The sequence below is a fragment of the Burkholderia sp. WP42 genome (assembly GCF_000745665.1).
In the GTDB taxonomy this organism is placed as follows: domain Bacteria; phylum Pseudomonadota; class Gammaproteobacteria; order Burkholderiales; family Burkholderiaceae; genus Burkholderia; species Burkholderia vietnamiensis.
In genome coordinates, this window is sequence record NZ_JQJT01000020.1 from 78828 (window position 1) to 99682 (window position 20855).

Consider the following 20855-nt stretch of genomic DNA (forward strand, 5'->3'; position numbering starts at 1 on the left):
TTGTCTTTCTGCTAGAAGAGCCGTCAATGAAGATTCTGTTGGACGATTTGATGCCTCGTATATTCCCAGGTTTGAGGGTGCAAGAGCATTTTCAATGTATTCCTCATGAAGGGAAGACGGATCTTGATAGAAGCATTCCGAGAAAGCTCAAAGCGTGGCGGGAGCCGAACGTTCGCTTTGTTGTTGTGAGGGATAATGATTCTGCTAATTGCATAACTTTAAAAAAGAGAATTAAAAAATTATGCCAAGAAGCTGGGCGCCCGGATACTCTGATTCGCCTGGTATGTCAAGAGCTTGAGGGGTGGTATGTTGGGGACTTGCATGCTTTGGAGGCTGCATTTCCTGAATATCGAATAAATACTCCTGCATTGAGGAAGAAATTCTCGGATCCGGATTCCTGGCAAAAACCTTCGGTTGAGTTGAGGCGCTTACTTCCATCATTTCAAAAACTGTCTGGTGCGCGCTCGATGGCGCTTACTTTGCGAAGAGATGGAAATAATTCAAAAAGCTTCTGCGTATTTCTTGATGGAATTCATGAAATTGTGCGTGAAATGGGTTATGTGTATAAAGCGGAGCGCGATATTTAATTTGTTTGTATGTGGCTCAGAATAAAAGCGCCCCGCACGCCGACCAAAGCATGCGGGGCCAAGAGAGACAAACGTTGGTGTCGTCGGGCTGACCTCGGTCAGGCGGCGAGCGCTTCTTTGGCCTGGGGCTGAGCGGTTGCCCCAGACGTCGCGTCCTGCCGGATCAGGTGATCGAACGCGCCGAGCGATGCCTTCGCACCTTCGCCGACTGCGATCACGATCTGCTTGAACGGAACCGTCGTCACGTCGCCGGCGGCGAACACGCCGGGCACCGACGTCCCCCCGCGGGCGTCGACGACGATCTCGCCGTGCTTCGACAGCTCGACCGTCCCTTTCAGCCATTCGGTGTTCGGCACGAGGCCGATCTGCACGAACACGCCTTCGAGCGCGATACGTTTCGTTTCGCCCGACTGCAGATCCTTGTAGACGAGCGTGTTCAGCTTGTTGCCGTCGCCGGTCAGCTCGGTCGTCTGCGCTTGCGTGACGATCGTGACGTTCGGCAGGCTGCGCAGCTTGCGCTGCAGCACCTCGTCGGCGCGCAGTTGTGCGCCGTATTCGAGCAGCGTGACTTCCTTCACGATGCCGGCGAGGTCGATCGCCGCCTCGACGCCGGAGTTGCCGCCGCCGACCACCGCGACACGCTTGCCCTTGAACAGCGGGCCGTCGCAGTGCGGGCAGTAGGCGACGCCGCGGTTGCGGTACTCGCGCTCGCCCGGCACGTTGATTTCGCGCCAGCGCGCACCGGTCGCGAGAACGATCGTCTTCGCCTTCAGCACGGCGCCGTTCGCGAGGCGGATCTGATGCACGTCGCCGGGGATCAGCGCCTCGGCGCGCTGCACGTCCATGATGTCGACGTCGTACTGCTTCACGTGCTGCTCGAGTGCGGCCGCGAACTTCGGCCCTTCGGTTTCCTGCACCGACACGAAGTTTTCGATTGCCATCGTGTCGAGCACCTGGCCGCCGAAGCGCTCGGCGACGACGCCCGTCGCGATGCCCTTGCGCGCCGAGTAGATCGCCGCGGCCGCGCCGGCCGGGCCGCCGCCGACGATCAGCGTATCGAACACCGGCTTGTTTTCGAGCGACTTGGCGGCGCGTGCGCTCGCGCCGGTGTCGAGCTTCGCGAGGATTTCCTTCACGCTGCTGCGGCCCTGGCCGAACGTTGCGCCGTTCAGGAACATCGTCGGGACGGCCATGATCTGGCGTGCGTCGACTTCATCCTGGAACAGCGCGCCGTCGATCGCGACGTGGCGGATGCGCGGGTTGATCAGTGCCATCACGTTCAGCGCCTGCACGACTTCCGGGCAGTTCTGGCATGACAGCGAGAAATACGTTTCGAACGCGAAGTCGCCGTCGAGCGCGCGAATCTGTTCGATCACGTCGTCGTCGAGCTTGATCGGATGGCCGCCGGTCTGCAGCAGCGCGAGGACGAGCGACGTGAATTCGTGGCCCATCGGAATGCCGGCGAAGCGGATGCCGGCCGGCTTGCCGGGTTCGCCGATCGAGAACGACGGCTTGCGCTCGGCATCGTCGCGGCGCTCGATGACGGTCACGCGCGACGTCAGCGACGCAATCTCGTTCAGCAGCGCAAGCAGTTCCTGAGATTTCGCACCGTCGTCGAGCGAGGCGACGAGTTCGATCGGGCGGGTGATCTTTTCGAGGTACGCTTTCAGTTGATTCTTGAGATTGGCGTCGAGCATGGCGTTCTGAATTCCGTATTGATGTGGCTGCTCGGGCACGGGGTGCCGGAGGAGGGCGGGCGGCGAGGGCCGGCCCGCGGTGGCGTGGCGCGCGCCGTGCGGCGCGCGCGGGGCGATCGTCAGATCTTGCCGATCAGGTCCAGCGACGGGGTCAGCGTTTCCGCGCCCGGCGTCCACTTTGCCGGGCACACTTCGCCCGGATGTGCGGCGATGTATTGTGCGGCCTGCACCTTGCGCAGCAGTTCGCCGGCGTCGCGGCCGATGCCGTTGTCATGGATTTCGCACAGCTTGATCTCGCCTTCCGGGTTGATCACGAACGTGCCGCGCAGCGCCATCCCTTCTTCCTCGATCAGCACGTCGAAGTTGCGCGACAGCGTGAGCGTCGGGTCGCCGATCATCGGGTACTTGATCTTGCCGATCGTCTCCGACGTGTCGTGCCATGCTTTGTGCGTGAAGTGCGTATCGGTCGACACGCCGTAGATTTCGACACCCAGTTTCTGGAATTCGGCGTAGCGGTCGGCCAGATCGCCCAGTTCGGTCGGGCACACGAACGTGAAGTCGGCCGGGTAGAACACGACGACGGACCACTTGCCCTTGAAGTTCTCTTCGGTCACGGGCACGAAATCGCCGTTGTGGTATGCGGTTGCCTTGAACGGTTTGATTTGGGTGTTGATGATCGGCATCTTGAGCGTTCCTTTGCGGTGGTGTTGATGAAGTGTGCTCAGTATCCGGGTTCACCCTTGCCTTGTGAAATTGCTTGTTTTAATCCGCTGCATCGGGAATTTCTATCTGGTTGCGGCGCGGCTCTGAACGAGTATGGGCGGGGCTTTGGATCCGTGAGGCGGAGCGAGGCTGGGCGGAGCGGCATTGCGTGCGGCGCGTGCGCCGTGGCCGAACGCGAGGAAGCTCGATGCATCGCCTGGGGCGCTGCGATCGGTCGATGGTCGCTGGGCACGAGGCCGTTGCGATATCGGCACCGCGGCCACGTGATGTACGGAAATGCCGAGTGCTTCGCATGTGCCGTTGCTCGGTGGCGCGGTTGCGCGATGCGGCGGTCAGTTCGTGCGTGTTGTGAGTGTCGTGCGTGTCGGGGCGTCGTCGAGCGCATGAAGCGTATCGAGTACGTCGAACGTCGGCACGCATGGACCGGCGTGCGACGCTTGGCCTATACGGTCGCGCGGCTGCCGTCAGGCGGCAGCGACTGGCAGGGCAGGACGGGGCAGACATTCGCCCCGCGGCCGCCTGCGCTACAACTGATAGGGCGCCCGGATGCCCGGCTCGGTGACGGGAAAATCCTTCGTGTTGCGCGATACGAGCAGCAGGCCGTTCACTTGCGCGGAAGCCCACACGATCGCATCGGGCAACCGAATGCGGCGCGCCTGGCGAATCGCGACCGCGCGATTCGCCACCGCGCCGTCGAGCGGAATGATGTCGAACGACGACAGCCACGTGCGGATCGCAGCGTCGTCGCTTGCCGTTGCGCCGACCAGGACTTCCATCCAGGTCACCACGCTGATCGCGCGCGACTCGTAGCGGGCGAGTTCCTCGCGCGCGGCTTCCACGCCGCCGAGATAGTCGATCAGGATGTTGGTGTCGAAGAGGGCATTCACCATTCCGCGCGCAACGCCTGTTGATACGCGAGCCCGTCGAGCGCGCGCGTTTTCCAGAGACCGAACACGGTGCCGGCATGCGGCGGCCGAAGCCGTGCGGGACGAGCGTCGGCCGCAAGCCGGCGGCTCCGGCATGCGGTGACGTAACGGGTGTCGATGATCGCTTTTACCATTCTGAACGCAGTGCCTCCTGATAGGTGAGCCCGTCGACGGCGCGGTCCTTCCACAGGCCGAACACGATATCGGCATGCGATCGCTTGTGTTGTGCGATATACGCATCGATTGCATCGCGAATGATCGCGGCGCGAGGGCGTTGCTCAGTGTCGACGATGGCGGCCAGCTCGTCGAGCTGGCCATTCGACAGATCGATCAGGATGCGGCTCATGGCATTCTCCGATATATGATATGCGTATCATATATACATCGAGTGACGTCCGCAAGCTGGGGCATCGCCGACGCGCGGCCGCTACGACAACATCTGCGTGTGCTGAAGGCCCCGATGTCGTATGCGCGCCACATCGGCGCGGTGCGCGACGCGGCGCAGGCGTTCGGCTTGTCGCACCTGGACATCGTGTCGGGCGCGGGCCACGACGCGTGCCATGCCGCGCGTGCCGTGCGTCGACGGTCTCGGCCACAACGAGGCCGACGCGATCACGCCGGAATGGTCGACGGCCGGCGCCAACGTGCTGCTGCAAGCGGTGCCGCGAAGCGCCCGTGAGCGCCGCGACTTACTTGCCGGCCTTGCGCCGCGCGACGTACGTCAGGTAAGCGACGATCTGGTCGAGCTCCCGGTCGCTCAGCTGCTCGGGCGGGAACGCCGGCATCACGCGGCCCGGCCAGTCGCGCACCGAGGCCGGATCGCGGATGTAGCGGCGCAGCGCGGCCGGCTGGAAGTAGTCGACCGGATTCATCGGCGTGTTCAGATCGGGGCCGGCCTGGCTGCTGCCGGCGCCGTCGATGCGGTGGCAGGCGAGGCACAGCGTGACGAACAGCCGCTGCCCGGCGCGGGCCGGCGCGTTCGCCGGCAATGCGGGATCGACCGCGAGCGACGGCCAGCGCGCGAGCGGCGACGACTGGATCGTGATGCGCACGATCTGATACGGCCACTGCTCGCCGCGCACCGACGCCGCGTCCGGCCCCGACCACACCAGATAGAACGGGCCGGCGCTGACCGGCTTGCCGGGCAGCTTCGGCCACGGCCGCGCCGGGTCCTCGATCGCGAGCCATGCAACGGCGCCGGCCGGCGCACGACGGCGCACCAGATCGAGCGGCAGCTGAGCGGCGAAACCGTCCGCCGCGCGCGTTTCGAGCACGCCGTCCGCCGGCAGCGGCGCATCGCCGAGCAGCGCTGCGAACGGCACCGCACGGAACGTCATCGGCCGCCCGTACGCGATGTCGTGCGGCACGTGCAGCTCGGTCGCATCGGCGCGCGCGAGCAAGGCGTCGCGCGTCAGCACGCGCGGCGCGCCGCCGGTGTCGAGTTCGAGCGTGGACTGTGCGGATGCGTGCGTGGCGAACGCGCACGCGAGCAGCAACAACAGCGAAAACCACCGGCGCTTCAGCATTCGTTCTCCGTACGAGGGTGTTCCGGCCGCGAGAAAACCGCAGGGGCGCTGGCCGGTGAATGGGATCGGGCGACAGTCTAGCCGGTGCGCGCGGCGTTGGCGACTTCGGAACGCACGGCGTGCGGCGTGCGCACGATATAGCATCGGGCACCGAAACATGCGCGGTGCGGTGCGCTGCCTCCTTCACGGCATCGCGGACATCGCGATACAGTCGGCCGCGCCGACGCTACCGGACCATCGGCATGGACACTGTCGCAGACCGTACGCTTTGCCCATATCCGACGATCGTGGCCAGCCAACTGGCGTCGGCCCGGAATTTCCCGTCATGCCGAATTTCCATCCGGACACGCTGCTGGGCGGCGTCTCAACGCTCGAGCGCATCGTTCGCGAAGGCGTCTATCGCTCGCAATTCGAAACCGTGACGAGCAACGAGCGCTGAACGCGCAGCCACGATGTGCGCGCGGGCGCTCGCCGCACCTTGATGGTCAGCGGCGCGCACACTGCGCGTCCGCGTTCGGCAATGGCGTCTCGCGCGCCGTGTCGAAGTCGGCTTCGCGTACGCCGGTCGGTGTCAGCGACACGAAATGCATCGCGGCGGCGCGCGCCGGGAATCCGACGATGCCGGTCGCCCCCCACGGCACCGGCGAGCGCTGCACGCCGCTTACGGTCATGCCGGTCGGCGACAGCGCCAATGTCAGCAGCCGGCCGTCGCGGGTCGGCACGTACGCGTGTGCGCCGTCGATGCCGATCCCCGACTCCCGCACCGACGCCGGCAGACAGTCGAGCGTCGCGACGCGGCGCCCGTCCGGATCGATCAGCATCGCGACGCCGCGCTCGTCGGCCGTCGTCGTCACGACGACGAAGCGGTCGATCGCCGGCACGTAGGCCGACGAGTACACGTAGTACTGGATCGCGTCGCTCAGCGTGCCGAGCTTGTCGAGCTTCGCGGTGACCGGATCGAACATCGCGTATTCGAGCGTCGCGTCGGTGCTGCCGGCGATGTACTTCTGCCAGACCAGCAGCGCGCGGCGCGGCGAGCCCGCGACCAGCGGCCACCATTCGCGGCGATGCGGCGCGACCGGCACGTGGTTCAGCACGCGTCCTTGGGCATCGTAGGTTTTCACATAGACGCCGTTGCCGGTGCCGAGGTTGTCGACGCCGCCGCCGTCGATCCAATCGGTGGAATAGAACACGACGAAGCGTTCGCCGACCGCGGCGACATGGCCCGAATGTCCGCCCGACTCGACGTCGTTCGGATAGGGCTTGACCGGTTTCAGGTCGCGCCGATAGATGCCGTATCGCTGGCTGACCACCTGCGGCGTATTCCAGCCGTCCTCGAACGTGACGAAGATGTCGCCGCGCGGGTTCTGCGCGATCGACACGGGCTCCTGCGCCTCCGGCCGGCTGATGAACGTATGGACGCGCAGCATGCGCGGCTTGCCGGGAAGCCATTCGCCGACGTACACGTCGTGCGGCCAGTTGCCGCTGCGCAGTGCGCCGCGCGGCGCGATGCCCGAGCTGCTGAAGAACACCCAGCGTCGCCCGCCGCCGGCGTCGGCTACGCCGATCCCGTGCATGAAGCGCCGCGGGTCGCCGTCGTCCTGCGGCGCGGCGCGTTCCTGCACGGTGACGGTATGCATGGCCGAGGTACCAGCGCACGCGAGCGACGGGACCACGGCAGCCCAGCAGACGCCGCACAGCGCCGCCCCGAGCCGCGCGCGAGCGCCGCGCCGGCCCGCATGCGCGACGACGGCCAGCCGCCCCATCATTCGACGGTCACCGATTTCGCGAGATTGCGCGGCTTGTCGACGTCGGCGCCGCGCGCGCAGCCGACGTGGTACGCGAGCAGCTGCAGCGCGATCACGTTGACGATCGGCGACAGCGCATCGCCCGATTCGCGCACGCGGATCACGTGCGTGTCGCGGTCGGCGTCGATCCCCAGATGCTGGCCGGCGAGCACGTACAACCGGCCGCCGCGTGCGCGCACCTCCGCCATGTTCGATTTCAGCTTCTGGAACAGGCGGTCGTCCGGCGCGATCGTGACGACCGGCATCGCACTCGTCACCAGGGCGAGCGGCCCGTGCTTCAGCTCGCCGGCCGGATAGCCTTCAGCGTGGACGTACGACACCTCCTTCAGCTTCAGCGCGCCTTCGAGCGCGATCGGATAGTGCATGCCGCGCCCGAGGAACAGCGCGTGGTCGGCGCGCGCGAACTTCGCGGCCCAGCCCATGATCTGCGTTTCGAGCGCGAGCGCGTGGCCGATGCGCGCCGGCAGCGCGCGCAGCCCGTTCAGGTGCAGCACGACCTGCGCGTCGTCGAGCCGGCCGCGTTGCCGCGCGAGCGTCAGCGTCAGCAGGAACAGCGCGACGAGTTGCGTCGTGAACGCCTTGGTCGACGCGACGCCGAGCTCGATGCCCGCGCGCGTCAGGAAGCAGAGCGGGGCGGTGCGCGCGATCGAGCTGGTCGCGACGTTGCAGATCGCCATCGACAGATGCTGGCCCATCGCGCGTGCATACTCGATCGCGCCGATCGTGTCTGCCGTTTCGCCCGACTGCGAAATGCCCACGACCAGCGTGTGCGGATCGGGCACGGTCTCGCGATAACGGTACTCGCTGGCGATCTCGACCTGCGCGCGGATGCCCGCGATGCCCTCCAGCCAGTACTTCGCGGTGAGGCCCGCGTAGTAGCTCGTGCCGCAGCCGAGCAGCAGCACGCTGCGCGTTTTCGACAGCAGCGCGCGCGCGGTTTCGTCGTCGCCGAACAGCGCGGGCGACACGGTGTCGACGCCGTCGAGCGTGGCGGCGATCGCCTTCGGCTGCTCGAAGATCTCCTTCTGCATGAAGTGACGATACGGTCCGAGCGCCGCGTCGTGGTCGCGCGCCCGGACCACGCACAGCGGACGCTGCGCGTCGCTGCCGATCGAATCGACCACGGCGATGCGCTCGGGCGTGATCAGCGCGACGTCGCCGTCTTCGAGGTAGACGAAGCGGTCGGTCAGCTCGCCGAGCGCCGCGCAGTCGGACGCCAGATAGTTCTGGTCCGCGCCGATGCCGATCACGAGCGGCGAGCCGGCGCGCGCGGCCACCAGCCGCTGCGGCTCGCAGGCGCTCAGCACCGCGATCGCATAGGCGCCGTGCAGCCGCTTGACCGCGCGCCTCACCGCGTCGAGCAGATCGTCGCGATACACGCTGTGGATCAGATGCGCGATCACCTCGGTGTCGGTCTCGCCGCGGAACATGTAGCCGCGCTGCCGAAGCTCGGCGCGCAGCGTGTCGTGGTTCTCGATGATGCCGTTGTGTACGACCGCGATCGTGTCGCCCGACATGATCGGGTGCGCGTTCATTTCCGACGGCGCGCCATGCGTCGCCCAGCGCGTGTGCGCGATGCCGGTCTGCCCTTCGAGGCCGAGCGTCAGCACGCGGTCCTGCAGGTCGGCCACGCGCCGCAGCGTGCGTTCGCTGCGCAGGCGGCCGTCGCGCAGCACGGCGATGCCGCACGAATCGTAGCCGCGATACTCGAGCCGGCTCAGCGCCTTGACCAGTTGCGGCACCTGATTGTTCAGGCCGCTTGCTCCGACGATTCCGCACATGATTCACCTCGTCTACAGAACGGGAAGTTGCCGCCCGGCGCGCGGCGCAAAGCGAACGATGCGCCGCGCGCGGACGGACGCGCACGCCGACCTACTCGCGGGGCTGCGGCCCCGCGTGCGCGATCCATTCGATGCCGGCGATCGAGCCGTTCGCGTCGTGGGACGCGACCAGAATGCGCGTCGTGCGCCGCGCGCCGTGGCGGCGTGCGCCGGCCAGCGCGTGCGCGGGCACCGCGCGCGCCTGCGCGCTGGCCGAGCGCCGCAGCATCTTCGATACGCGCAGCCGGTACGCGAGCGGATGCACGACGCGCCCTGCGATCAGCCACGTGACGATGGTGCCGGCGATCAGCGCGATGCTCGTCACATAGAACACGATCTGCTCGATCGGCATCTCGGCCTCGTTGAACGGCAGCAGATAGCGGTACGTATAGATGCAGATCGATGCCCAGACCCCGCCCACCAGCGCGGGCCGCACGAGGCGGAACCATGCGACCAGCACGGGGCCGACGAGCGTGCCGCGCTCCGCGATCATCTCGTGCGGCGCACGCAGGGAAAGGTCAATAATCGGCGCGTTCTTCATGTTGAATGCCTCGGTCGGGACTGACCCACACGGCGCGCTTGCCGCGGCCCCGCAGTACGACGGCGGGCAACGCGACGACGGTGGTGATCATGCTGATCAGCCAGAACGCCACGGGGTACCAGATGGTGTCAAGGAAGTACATCAGGAGTTTTTCGTCGTAACGACGATCGATCATGCTGCCGATGATCAGCTGCAGGATGCAGGTTGCGACCAGCAGCATCCCGTGCCAGTGCGGCACCACGGACACATGCCAGTTCGCCGGGAGCGGGTACACCACGTCGATCAGCGCGAGCAGCAGGATGAACGACATCGCGTATGCCCATGCGATGCCGATCAGATACTCCGCGAACAGCGGCCACATCATCATCTGGGTCGGCCGCGCGAGCGTGCCCGCGTACTTGAGCAGTACCTGAATGCCGCCCTTCGCCCAGCGCAGCCGCTGTCGGTACAGTCCTTTCAGCGTCTCGGGCATCAGGATCCAGCTGAGCGCATGCGGCTCGTAGACCACGCGCCAGTCGCGGCACTGCAGCTTCCAGCTGATGTCGATGTCCTCGGTCAGCATGTCCGAGCTCCAGTAGCCGACGTCGGCGAGCGCGGTCTTGCGGAACATCGTGATCACGCCCGACACTGTGAAGATGCGGCCGTACACCTGCTGCGTGCGCTTGATCAGCCCGACGATCGACGAGAATTCGCCGACCTGCATGCGGCCGAGCAGCGACGTGCGCGTGCGGATGCGCGGGTTGCCGGTGACCGCGCCGACGCCCGGATCGGTCACGAAATGCTCGAGCATCCAGCCGATCGCGTCGTGCGCGAGCAGCGCGTCGCCGTCGATGCACAGCAGATACTCGGCGTTCGATACCGCTGCGGCGGTGGTGAGTCCGACCGCCTTGCCTTCGTTGCGCGCGTGGTGAATCACGAGCAGGCGCGGAATCTCGACGGCCAGTTCGTTGAGGATCTCGCCGGTGCGGTCCTTGCTGCCGTCGTTGACCGCGATGACGTCGTAGTTCGGATAATCCATCGCATCGAGGTGGCGGATCACGCTGCGCGCGTTCGCGGCCTCGTTGAAGCAGGGCACGACGATCGAGACCTTCGGAATGCCGCTCGCCGCGATCGCGCGCGTGCCGAGCGTGCGGCCTTCCTCGAGCAGGAAGTAGTGAACGACGCCGCCGATCATCCACAGATACGACATGAAGAAAGGGTAGTAGAACACGAAGTCCTGCACGCGCTGGATGAGGCTGTGGCTGGTCATGGCGTCCGGGTCCCCTGCGCGTTCTGCATCTGCATCAGCGCGTTGATCGATGTCGGGTCGAGGCGCGACTTCAGCGACATCACGTCGCGCATCGCGTCGAGCTCGGGCTGGCCGTTGAGGAAGTTGTCGGGGTAGTAGCCGAAGTTCACCGCGCCCTCGCTGCGCAAGCGCCGCATCTGCGCGAGCAGCGTGCCGGCCGACACCTCCTTGCGCGCATGCCAGTCGTACGACTGCAGTTCGAATACGGTGCGCTGCAGCCCGCGCTGCTTCGCGCGCACCGTGCGCACGAGCTGGTCCAGCCAGCGCTCCGGGTCGCTCGCCTGCTCCATGTACGGCATCGCCATCAACGCGACGTAGTCGTAGGTCGCGAGGAAGTCGTCGTAGTTCTGCGCGTACCACGCCTCGGACTCGGGCTTGATCACCGGCAGCGCGAACAGGTTGCGCGCGGTCAGCACGTCGCCGACGTTCTGATAGGCGAGCACGATCTGTTCGAGCTGCCGCGTCAGGTCGATCAGGTAGCGCGACTTCTGGCGGGTCCAGCGCTTCATCAGGTCGGGGCTCTCGCGGATCTTGCCGACATCGGCCGGCAGTCCCCACAGCGAATAGGTGTGCAGCGCATGCCGGCCTGCGTCCTCGTAATCGTCGAGCACGGCGTCGTCGCTGAACAGGATGCCGCTGAACGACGCGTGCTTGCTGAGATCCTCGTAGATCTGCTCGATCATCAGTCGCGCATCCGGATCGAACGGGCTCAGCCGGAACACGTGCGTGCCGTTCTCGCGCGCCGGCGCGCCGCCGTATGCGGTGACGGCCGCGAGCCCGCGCAGCTTGTCGGACGGCGGCCGGAACGCGAGCACCGGCATCCACGCGTACACCTGCACGTTCGAGCGCGTGTTGAGCTGCCACGCGGCGCGCGAGAACAGGTCGGCGCGCATCGGCAGATGGCGGTTCGGGAAATACACGGCTTCGGCGACGCCCGTGCCCTTCGGGTCCGCATAGGCCTGCAGGTAGACCGACTTCGGCTGCATCCGGTAGATGCGCTCGATCAGCTTGCCGAGATTGGCTTCCTGGCGCGCCGGGTCCGGATCGTAGACCTGATCGAGATCGACCTGCACGATGCGCTCGGGCACGTCGACGTCGCCGCGGTTCGACGCCGGCTCGCGCATCGAGCGCTCGAACCCGCCGATGTCGACGTCGTACATCATCAGGATCCGCCTCAGCCGGTCCAACGGCACGTCGGGCGTGTTCGGGCCGGCATCGAGGCTGAACTGGATGTCCATGCCGAGCGATGTCGATATCCTGCGCACGGGCTGGTTTTCCGCACCGTACGGCCACACCATCGCGCGCGCGACGATGCCGGTGCGCTCGCGGATCTGCCGCACGCAGGTTTGCAGGTCGTCGTGCACGCGTGCTTCGAACTCGGCGTCGGTTTCATAGCGCTTCTCGTCTTTGAGATACAGATGCGACGTGGTCGCCGGCAGCTCGTTGCCTTGCGGGTTCGCGACCGCGCCATGATGAAGGTTGTGGGTGTGGCAGCCCAGCTCGACGAGGTGCGACTGGCCGATCTGCTTCACCTCGTCCCACGACATGAAGTAGTCGCGCGGCACCTGGACCTTGTCGCTGATGCGGATCGGCAGATCGGGCGGCGCGTCGATCCACGCGGTGACGATGCCCATCACGGCCGGATATTGGAAGCGCTCGAGCAGCGGCAGCACCTTGGTGTAGTGGCTGCGGTAGCCGTCGTCGAACGTGAGCAGCACCGCACGCGGCGGCAGCGGCTTGCCGCCGCGCCGCGACTCCTCGATCTGGCGGACCGTGATGGTGTGATAGTTGTTGGTCTGCAGCCACGAGAAGATCGCCGTCAGCGTGCCGGTGTCGACCGCGAACGGGTCGACCATCGCCGACGCGGACGAGAACGACGCCATCAGGTTGTCGCGCACGTCATGCAGGCAGATCACGCGAAACGTCTTGCCGTCGGCCGGATCGGACGGCGGCAGCAGGTCGATCATCTTGGCCCCCGTCACGCCCGGGAACAACGAACAGGCAGCAAACGTGCCGACGCATCCGCACATGAAGGTCCGTCTCGATTGCATTGTCCGATCTCCTTGCTAGAACGGCAGGTTGACCGACAGGAAGCCGGTTTCGGAGCGCTCGCGCTGGCCGTCGTACGCGTGGCTGCTCACCTCGATGCCGTAGCTGAGCGTGATGTCGCGCTTGAAGGTCCACGCGTGTTCGATGCGCGCACTCCACAGCGCGCTCGTGCCGAAACCGCGCTCGTTGTACATGCCGCCCGACACCGACACGCGCTGCTGCAATCCCATGTCGCCCTTCTTCCACAGCATCAGCTGGTGCATCACGGTGGCGGCCGCCGCATAGTCGCGGCCGGGGCTGAAGTACGGCGCGTCCTGCCGCGTGTTGCTGTCGGTGCCGAGATCGAGCGACACGTTGACGAGCTGGTTGGCCGACGTGTACACGCGCTGCGTCGCGCTCGCCGCGATCTCCTGATGCAGGTTCGAGTCGCTGTAGCGGTTCACGCCGTAGCTGAGCCGAACCTCGCGGCGATCGTTCTGGCGATACACAACCGCGACGTTCGCGGAGCGGCCCCAGATGTGCGCCGCATAGGCCTTCCACGGGAGCGAGTTGTCGTTGCTGTCGAGCGCGCCGCTCACGGTCCAGTAGTCGTTCAGCGCGTAGGCGATCGTGCCGCGGCCGCCGGTTCGGCCATCGGTGCCGAGCGAGCGCGTGGCTTCCGCCTGCACGGTCAGCGGCCCGTGCCGGTAGTCGCCGCCGACGCCGGTGCGCGTGCGGCTGATCCTGCCGGCATCGGTCTGCGCGTAGCCGAAGAACGTGTGCGAGAACACGCGCCAGTTGTCGCCGAACGGCTGGGAGTACAGAAAGCTGTCCGACGTGAAGCTGTTGTCGGCCAGTGCGCTGTTGCCGTGTTCGTAGCTCAGTTCCGTCGTGAACACGGGGCTGCGATAGGCGTTGTAGTCGCGCTTGAAGCCGCGCACGGCGCCGCTGTCGGGGAACGTGTTGCCGAGCGTCCGATCGGCGTATTTCGCGCTCGCGTAGTCGTCGGCCGCGAGCGCCGCGCGGCCGAGACCGGCGAGCATCTCGACGCTGTCCGGATGATCGGTCAGCGAGGCGCGGTACATCGAGATCGCCTGGCGCGGATGCGACTGGCCCGACACCGCGTCGGCGTGCGCCGCGCGGATTTCCGCATTGAACGGCACCTCCTTCTCGAGCTGTTCGAGCGCGGCGATCCCTTCGTCGACGTGCCCCGTGACGATCAGGTATTGCGCGCGCAGCCGGTAGTAGCGCAAATAATCGCTTTCTTCCGGGCCGTAGTTGCGTACCTCCTTCGCGGGCGGCAGCGACGTGCGCATGTCGTCGAGCACTTTTCCGGCGTCGGCCGCGCGGCCCTGGTCGACGTACGACCAGAACAGCCCTTCGCGCAGTTCGATCGCGCGCGTGCGGGCGCCGTACTGGAAGCCGCGGGTCGCGCGGTCCGTCGGCGATGCGGTGGCCTGTTTCAGCGCACGCTCGTATACGGCGTGCGCTTTGGCCGGTTCGCTCAGGTACAGGTAGGCATCGCCGACGGCCGCGAGCGCGTCGATCGAGATCTCCGCGTTGGATGGGATCGTCTCGAACGTCGCGACGGCCGTTTTCATGTCGCCGCGTGCCGCATGCGCGATCGTGCGGTCGCCGGCGAGCGCGGTGCGGACCGGCGAATACTCGGGGGTCGGCGGCATCCGCTGGTCGAGATCGTCGGCGGCGCGCAGCGCGTCGTCGATCCCGTCGAAGCGGTCGGCGCTCGTCATCGAGCGCGACTTGTCGCGGCCGCCGCGTACCTGCTGGCGTATCGACAGTTCATCCAGTTGCGCGACGTCGACCGCCGAGAATGCGTCGGGCCGTGCCTTCGCTTCCTCGAGCGCCTTGACCGCGCCGCCGCTCGCCGCGAGGCCGAATACGTCGTTGCGCACGGTGGCGACGTCGGCGGTTCGCAGGTTCGGCGCCTGCGCGTTCGGCGCCTCGACGTCGGGGCCTTGCGAGCGCTGCGGCGTATCGCCGGGGAGCTGGGCGCCGGGCGACAGCGAGTTCGGCGCGTCGAGCGTGGACGGTTGCGCGCCGGGCGGCCGCAGGGTGGGCGCGTCCGGCAGCGGCGGGGCGGATGCCGGGGCGGTTCGGGTCGGTGCAGCGGGGGGCGCGGCCTGGGCTAGCAGTTGCGGCGTGGCCGGTGTGGGCTGTGCTGGCGTGGGCGGTTGGGGCAGGGCGAACGCGGATGTAGGCGGCGCAGTAGGCGTGCGCGTCGGCGGTGTAGCGGGTGGTGAAGGTGGCGACGACATCGAGGACACCGACGACATCGACTCAGCCGCACCCGGCGAACTGTGCAGCGATCCATCCGGCGTATGCTCAGCGGCCGGCGTCGTGTCCGGCATCGTGTCCGCGGAGGCGGCGTCCGACGTGCCGACCGCGTCCATCGACCGAATCGGAGCGGCCAGCGCCGGCTCGACCGCACGCGGTTCGCTTGGCGGCGACGTATCCGGCTCGACGACGACCGTGGTCGGCCTCGCCGACGCTTGCAGGCGCGACGCCTGCGGCGCCTGCGCGACCTGCATCGATGCATCGGAGGCCCGGGCGATCGGGGTCGGCGCCGTGGGCGGCTCGGCGTCGGCCACCTGCACGACTTGCACCGTCGTACCGGCCGGCTGCATATCGGGCGGCAGCGCATCGCGCCCGCCGCCGGCGTCGGCCTCGGCGATTTCGCGAGCGCCGAGAGCTGACGCATCGCCTTCGCCGGCCAGACACGAGCCCGACGCGACGAGCAGCAACAGCAGGGGCGCATGCAGCAGGATCCGCCGGTTGGGCGGCGCGACGGACGTGCATTGTTGCTGGCGATTGCTGGCCACGATGTCTCCTCTGTCCGAATCGGTCACGACCGTTGCGCGCCCGGCGACGCACGTCGCCGCGATCGCGCGGGCGGGCGGCCATGCCCGCCGGCCGTGGACCGTCTACAGACGATTGCGTATCGCTTGCCCAAGCAGCGCACGCGATTCGCTATTCGTCGGATCGATGGCGAGCGCACGGCTCGCGTTTTGCTCGACGCATTGCCACTGGTCGAGCTGCGCGCACCGGCGCGCTCTTGCCAGCGCACGAGCGCTTGCGAGCTCGTCGTGCGTGACGCTGGTGGTCTCCATCCGGGCCGCGTCGGTCAGATACGACTGCGCCGGCGCGGGCGGCTGCGCAGGAAGCTGCTGTTGCGGTGGGGGCCGCAGTTGCGACGCAGCCGCGCGGTGCCTGCGCGTGTGCCCCGGCGCTGGCGAACGCGACGTCCGGTGCGTGTCGCCCGTGTCCGTTACGCGCGCGCCGCCCGATGTGTCGTGCGGGCTCGTCGCGAGCGCCGCGTGCCGCGGGTCCGCACCGCGCGGCGGTTTCGCGGCGGAACCGGCGTCCGCTTGCGGTGCGGCGGCCGCTTCCGCGTCCGCGGCCGATGCAGGCGGGATGAGCGACGCCGACAGCGCGGCCGTCGATGCGGCGCCGACCGGTGCCGACGCGGCGACGAATGCGTTGCGATACCTGCCGACGGCCGTGCCGATCTCGCCCGCCACGTCGCGGGCGATGCTTGCGTGGCCGCGGCCCGGGTTGCGCTCGACGAGCGCAAACGCGCCGAAGATCGCGGCAAACGCCACGACGCTGAGCGCCGCATTCCTGCCGGGGCCCCACGAGGGTTTCGGTGGCCCGGCGGGGGAGTCGCCCGGTCGTTCTCCACGAGTCATTCGATGCTCCTCGGTGCGCGCGGATCCGATGGATGGCGCAACCGCGCGCGATCGGCCGGCGCCTACCACTTCAGTTGCGTGGTGAGCGCCCCCGTTTCGACGACCGCGAACTGTGTCGCGCCCGCATAGGTTCCTTCGATCCGGTAACTCGCGTCAGGCACGCTGAACAGGCAGCGCGGCCCGCTCGACTTGAACTCGACGAGTACGCGGCCATGTCGTCTGAGCCGCACCTGAACGTTCGACAGCGGCTGCCCGGTGCCGCCCGACACGAACGACACGCCGAGGTTGTACGGGCGACCGTCAGGCGGTAGCGGCGCGGTTCCGTCGATGCGTGCGTCGCCGCAGATGTACGAAATCATGTAGCGACCGGGCGCGATGCCCGACGCAGGTGCACCGCCGCCTGGCTGCGTCTGGGCGCCGGCATGCGCGAGACATGCGAATGCGACGACGCCGACGAGCACGCGCGCATGCTCCTTGAGCGACGAGGAAGACATTGTCACCTCCATCCGGAATTCATCGCACTGATTTATTCCGGGTCGAAATTAACGGCGTTCTTTTGCGACACGCTATTGATACACGATGGATTTTGAACAAACAACCACGGGTGGCGGATATCGGACGCGCTTTAAAGGTATTATTTAAACGGAATATGGATTAATTGGACGAAATGAATCAGCTCTGAACAAAGTCGCTATTTCCGGTCGTCGAAATTGGGCCGCGGTAGGAATGGCAGGAAGCAGGTCTCTGTGTGATAGTCGTACCGAACTTCGTGCTGAAGAATAACGACTGATAAAAGAAAAATTTGCGTCTGTATTCGAGACGCTGCAGTGACGGCGAATGTACAGATTCAATCGGTAGTAAATGAGGGTGCGACGTTTTTGGTGATTATCACCATTGCGCGCAAGTCGAGATTTTTATTTTGTTTTGTAACGAGGTATTTCCGGCATACGAATCGCGCAGCGGCGGCGATCGATTTTGCATTCGGCAATAACGGCGGTCCGGATTCGCAAACGTTTGGTGTGACGGCCGATTTGATCGCGCGTGCGGCGGCCTGCATATTTACCGGCACAGGCTCGAAAAATGTGCAGCCGCGCCCGCCTGGGCGATCGGCCGGCGCGTGCAGGATCGCCGCCGACGTACCCCGCGAACCGCGACGCCGCTACCGCCCGCGCGCGCTGCCGCGCGCGACGCGCACCGCTGCCGTGGCAGGCGACTGGCCGCCCACGGCGGCGTCGTTCGCTGCGCGTGGCCGGTTCATGATGTAGGTCCACAGCTGCTCGGCCGCGAGCCCGCGCTGGCGCGCCGAGCGGTACAGCCGGATCTCCAGCTCGGTGACCCACTCGGCGGACCCCGCGCGCACCAGCGAGCCGTCGGCGAGCTCCTTCGCCACGCAGCTCTCCGGCAGCCAGCCGATTCCGTGGCCGGCCACCACCATGCCTTTCAGCGCCTCGGACATATGCGTCTCGAAGCACCGGTGCAGCGCATACGGCCCCGCCGCATTCAGCAGCAGCATTTCGACGACGTTGCCGAGAAACGCGCCGGAGGAGTAGGCGAGCAGCGGCAGCGGCGCATCGGCGGCGCCCGGCAGCTCGAATACGGGCTTGCCGTGCGCATCGGGCGTCGACACCGGCAGAATCCGCTCGACGCCGAGCGTGACGAACGGGAAATGGTTGGGATCGAGCACGATCGGCAGTTGCGGATGGTGATAGCCGAGCAGCAGATCGCATTCACCTTCGACGAGCTGCTGCACGCCTTCCGGCACGTTCACCGCATTCACGCGGGCGGTCACATTGCCGACTTCGCCGTTCAACTGCTTCAGCCATTCGGGAAACAGCGTGAACACCAGCGTATGCGCGACCGCGAAGCGCACGACCTGATCGCTGGCGGCGAACTGGTCGTAGCCGTTCACGAGGTTGCGTGCCGCGTACATGCTGCGCAGGATGTCCGCCGCCAGCGCGCGGAACATCTGTCCGGCCGGCGTCAGCGCGACCGGGTTGATGCTGCGGTCGACCAGCTTGGCGTCCATCCAAGTTTCGAGCGCGGCGATTCGTCTGCTGAATGCCGACTGCGTCAGGTGCCGATGACGCGCGGCCCGGGAAAAACTCTTGGTATCCGCGAGGCTCAGGAAATCTTCCAGCCACTTTGCTTCCATTTCTTTCTTCGCTTTTTATAGTCGGGCGCCCACGGCGCGGCGCCACGGATTCGCTGCACGAACTTTCTAGCGTACCGCGCCTCGCCGCGAGCAGACCGATGTTTTTTTTCGATCGGTGTCAGTCGAAATATGCATGGGCATTGTCGGCGGCATTACGGCTGCATAAGTTTGAGACGCCGGAACCGGCTAACCGGTTAGTTCATCGCGTCGAACCGGGCGCCGCAGACGGTACTTCCCCAAGGGCCGGCCGCGGCAACCGTGGCCGGCCCGCTTCAGCCGCGATTCGGGGCCGCGGCGTGCCGGCGAATCGTCGCGGTGCAGATTGCATACGCGTGACACGCACGCGCACTAAGTTCGACGTCTGGCGCGGTGATCGCGCAATTGCACGCTGTCGATGCGACGCGCCGGGCCGCCGTTGCACCGACATGGTGCGGCATGGCGCGCAAGCGTGCGCGGGGCGGTGCAAAACGGGGGAAACGCACGGGTACGGCAAGGCACGGTCCTTGCAAAGCAGTATTTACGCCGGTCCGGCATGCGCAATGCCGGGAAGAATGATCGATGGAGAAAAAGATCGATGAAGCCATTCGATGAAATGCTGCAATCCGGCGACATGGTGAGGGCGCCTTATGCGCGCCTCAAGCAGTGGCTCGACACGCAGGACCCTGCCAGCCTCGCCCAGAAGGCCCACGATGCGGAGGCCGTGTTCCGCAGGACGGGCATCACGTTCGCCGTCTACGGCGACGCCCAGGCGGCCGAGCGCCTGATCCCGTTCGACATCGTGCCGCGCATCATCTCGGGCGCCGAATGGAGCCGCCTGTCGCTCGGCATCGAGCAGCGCGTGATGGCGCTCAACGCCTTCCTCGACGACATCTACCATCGCCAGGAGATCGTGCGCGCGGGCATCGTGCCCAAGCATCTGATCGCGCACAACGAGGCGTTCATCCCCGAGATGATCGATTTCCGGCCGCCCGGCAACGTCTATACGCACATCATCGGCGTCGACATCGTGCGCACCGGCGAAGATCAGTTCTACGTGCTGGAGGACAACGCGCGCACGCCGTCCGGCGTGTCCTACATGCTGGAGAACCGCGAGACGATGATGCAGCTCTTTCCGGAGCTGTTCCAGCAGGTCAAGGTACGCCCGGTCGAGACCTATCCGCAGATGCTGCGCCAGTCGCTCGCGGCCGTGTGCCCGCCCGGCGGCAACGCCGACAATCCGACCATCGCCGTGCTCACGCCGGGCATCCACAACTCCGCGTACTACGAACATTCGTTCCTCGCCGACCAGATGGGCGTGCATCTCGTCGAAGGCAGCGATCTGCAGGTGATCGATGGCCGCGTCGCGATGCGCACGACCGAAGGCTTTCGCGCGATCGACGTGCTGTACCGCCGCGTCGACGACGCGTTCCTCGATCCGCTCACGTTCCGGCCCGACTCGGTGCTCGGCGTGGCCGGGATCATGGACGTCTACCGCGCCGGCAACATCACGATCGCGAACGCGCCCGGCACCGGCATCGCCGACGACAAGGCGATCTACTCGTACATGCCGGAGATCGTCGAGTTCTACACCGGCCGCAAGGCGCTGCTGGAGAACGTGCCGACGTGGCGCTGCGGCGACGCCGACAGCCTCGAATACGTGCTCGCCCATCTCGACGAGCTGGTCGTGAAGGAAGTGCACGGCTCGGGCGGCTACGGGATGCTGGTCGGCCCGTGCGCGTCGAAGGCCGAGCTCGCCGCGTTCGCCGCGAAGCTGCGCGCGCGGCCGGCGAACTACATCGCGCAACCGACGCTGGCGCTGTCCACGACGCCGATCCTGACCGACGCCGGCCTCGCGCCGCGCCACGTCGACCTGCGGCCCTTCGTGCTGGTGTCGGACCGCATCCGCATCACGCCCGGCGGCCTCACGCGCGTCGCGCTGCAGGAAGGCTCGCTCGTCGTCAACTCGAGCCAGGGCGGCGGCACCAAGGACACCTGGGTGCTGGCCGACTGAGCCGGGAACGCACGCACGCGCGCGCCACAGCCGGCGCGCGAACCGAACGAAGACGGAGTGGA

At 66.6% G+C, this 20855-nt stretch carries 17 protein-coding genes and 1 pseudogene; 4 read left to right on the forward strand and 14 right to left on the reverse strand.

Annotated elements, in window-relative coordinates:
* Window positions 1-26: 26 nt before the first annotated feature.
* Window positions 27-587, forward strand: coding sequence for a DUF4276 family protein (locus EX20_RS30665; protein ID WP_196480891.1), 561 nt, complete (start codon window positions 27-29; stop codon window positions 585-587).
* Window positions 588-685: 98 nt separating this feature from the next.
* Here EX20_RS30665 and ahpF read toward each other — a convergent pair whose 3' ends face one another.
* The 4 genes from ahpF to EX20_RS13245 form a co-directional block, all read right to left on the reverse strand.
* Window positions 686-2284, reverse strand: coding sequence for an alkyl hydroperoxide reductase subunit F (ahpF, locus tag EX20_RS13230; protein WP_034193825.1), 1599 nt, complete (start codon window positions 2282-2284; stop codon window positions 686-688).
* A gap of 119 nt (window positions 2285-2403) precedes the next feature.
* Entirely contained in the window at window positions 2404-2967 is a 564-nt protein-coding gene (gene ahpC / locus EX20_RS13235) for an alkyl hydroperoxide reductase subunit C (RefSeq protein WP_011881944.1), read from the reverse strand.
* Between the two features lie 564 nt (window positions 2968-3531).
* Entirely contained in the window at window positions 3532-3897 is a 366-nt protein-coding gene (locus tag EX20_RS13240) for a type II toxin-antitoxin system VapC family toxin (RefSeq protein ID WP_014725103.1), read from the reverse strand.
* A gap of 163 nt (window positions 3898-4060) precedes the next feature.
* On the reverse strand, window positions 4061-4279 hold the full coding sequence (locus EX20_RS13245; RefSeq protein WP_011881946.1) for a hypothetical protein: 219 nt from the start codon (window positions 4277-4279) through the stop codon (window positions 4061-4063).
* A 111-nt stretch (window positions 4280-4390) separates the two neighbouring features.
* Here EX20_RS13245 and EX20_RS32870 point away from each other — a divergent pair.
* A pseudogene (locus EX20_RS32870) lies at window positions 4391-4613 on the forward strand (Zn-dependent hydrolase); the annotation flags it as partial.
* 9 nt (window positions 4614-4622) lie between these two features.
* On the opposite strand, the gene EX20_RS13255 reads toward EX20_RS32870, so the two are convergent.
* The gene (locus tag EX20_RS13255) at window positions 4623-5459 is read right to left on the reverse strand and encodes a c-type cytochrome (protein WP_034193827.1); all 837 of its coding nucleotides are present in this window, start codon (window positions 5457-5459) and stop codon (window positions 4623-4625) included.
* A 325-nt stretch (window positions 5460-5784) separates the two neighbouring features.
* Between EX20_RS13255 and EX20_RS31935 the strand changes: the two genes are divergently transcribed.
* Complete coding sequence (locus EX20_RS31935) at window positions 5785-5898, forward strand: DUF3626 domain-containing protein (protein ID WP_131929019.1); 114 nt, start codon at window positions 5785-5787, stop codon at window positions 5896-5898.
* A gap of 46 nt (window positions 5899-5944) precedes the next feature.
* Here EX20_RS31935 and EX20_RS13260 read toward each other — a convergent pair whose 3' ends face one another.
* The 9 genes from EX20_RS13260 to EX20_RS13300 form a co-directional block, all read right to left on the reverse strand.
* Window positions 5945-7225: a hypothetical protein gene (locus EX20_RS13260; RefSeq protein ID WP_374702167.1), complete on the reverse strand. Its 1281-nt coding sequence runs from the start codon at window positions 7223-7225 to the stop codon at window positions 5945-5947.
* The gene (glmS, locus tag EX20_RS13265; protein WP_034193828.1) at window positions 7225-9048 is read right to left on the reverse strand and encodes a glutamine--fructose-6-phosphate transaminase (isomerizing); all 1824 of its coding nucleotides are present in this window, start codon (window positions 9046-9048) and stop codon (window positions 7225-7227) included. The genes EX20_RS13260 and glmS overlap by 1 nt, the downstream gene beginning before the upstream one ends.
* A gap of 91 nt (window positions 9049-9139) precedes the next feature.
* Window positions 9140-9628: a hypothetical protein gene (locus EX20_RS13270; RefSeq protein ID WP_011881950.1), complete on the reverse strand. Its 489-nt coding sequence runs from the start codon at window positions 9626-9628 to the stop codon at window positions 9140-9142.
* A complete protein-coding gene (gene pgaC, locus EX20_RS13275) occupies window positions 9606-10877 on the reverse strand; it encodes a poly-beta-1,6-N-acetyl-D-glucosamine synthase (RefSeq protein ID WP_011881951.1) in 1272 nt (423 codons plus the stop codon). Before pgaC ends, EX20_RS13270 begins: the two co-directional genes overlap by 23 nt.
* On the reverse strand, window positions 10874-12967 hold the full coding sequence (gene pgaB / locus EX20_RS13280; RefSeq protein WP_034193829.1) for a poly-beta-1,6-N-acetyl-D-glucosamine N-deacetylase PgaB: 2094 nt from the start codon (window positions 12965-12967) through the stop codon (window positions 10874-10876). The genes pgaC and pgaB overlap by 4 nt, the downstream gene beginning before the upstream one ends.
* A 15-nt stretch (window positions 12968-12982) precedes the next feature.
* Window positions 12983-15784 carry a poly-beta-1,6 N-acetyl-D-glucosamine export porin PgaA gene (pgaA, locus tag EX20_RS13285; protein WP_034193830.1) on the reverse strand — a complete coding sequence of 934 codons (2802 nt, stop codon included), beginning with the start codon at window positions 15782-15784 and terminating at the stop codon, window positions 12983-12985.
* Between the two features lie 102 nt (window positions 15785-15886).
* A complete protein-coding gene (locus EX20_RS13290; protein ID WP_034193831.1) occupies window positions 15887-16651 on the reverse strand; it encodes a hypothetical protein in 765 nt (254 codons plus the stop codon).
* A 62-nt stretch (window positions 16652-16713) separates the two neighbouring features.
* The gene (locus tag EX20_RS13295) at window positions 16714-17145 is read right to left on the reverse strand and encodes a hypothetical protein (protein ID WP_034193832.1); all 432 of its coding nucleotides are present in this window, start codon (window positions 17143-17145) and stop codon (window positions 16714-16716) included.
* Window positions 17146-17810: 665 nt separating this feature from the next.
* Window positions 17811-18803 (reverse strand): LysR substrate-binding domain-containing protein, encoded by a 993-nt coding sequence (locus EX20_RS13300; RefSeq protein ID WP_034193833.1) that lies wholly within the window; start codon window positions 18801-18803, stop codon window positions 17811-17813.
* A gap of 574 nt (window positions 18804-19377) precedes the next feature.
* Here EX20_RS13300 and EX20_RS13305 point away from each other — a divergent pair.
* On the forward strand, window positions 19378-20793 hold the full coding sequence (locus tag EX20_RS13305) for a circularly permuted type 2 ATP-grasp protein (RefSeq protein WP_011881958.1): 1416 nt from the start codon (window positions 19378-19380) through the stop codon (window positions 20791-20793).
* Window positions 20794-20855: the final 62 nt, after the last annotated feature.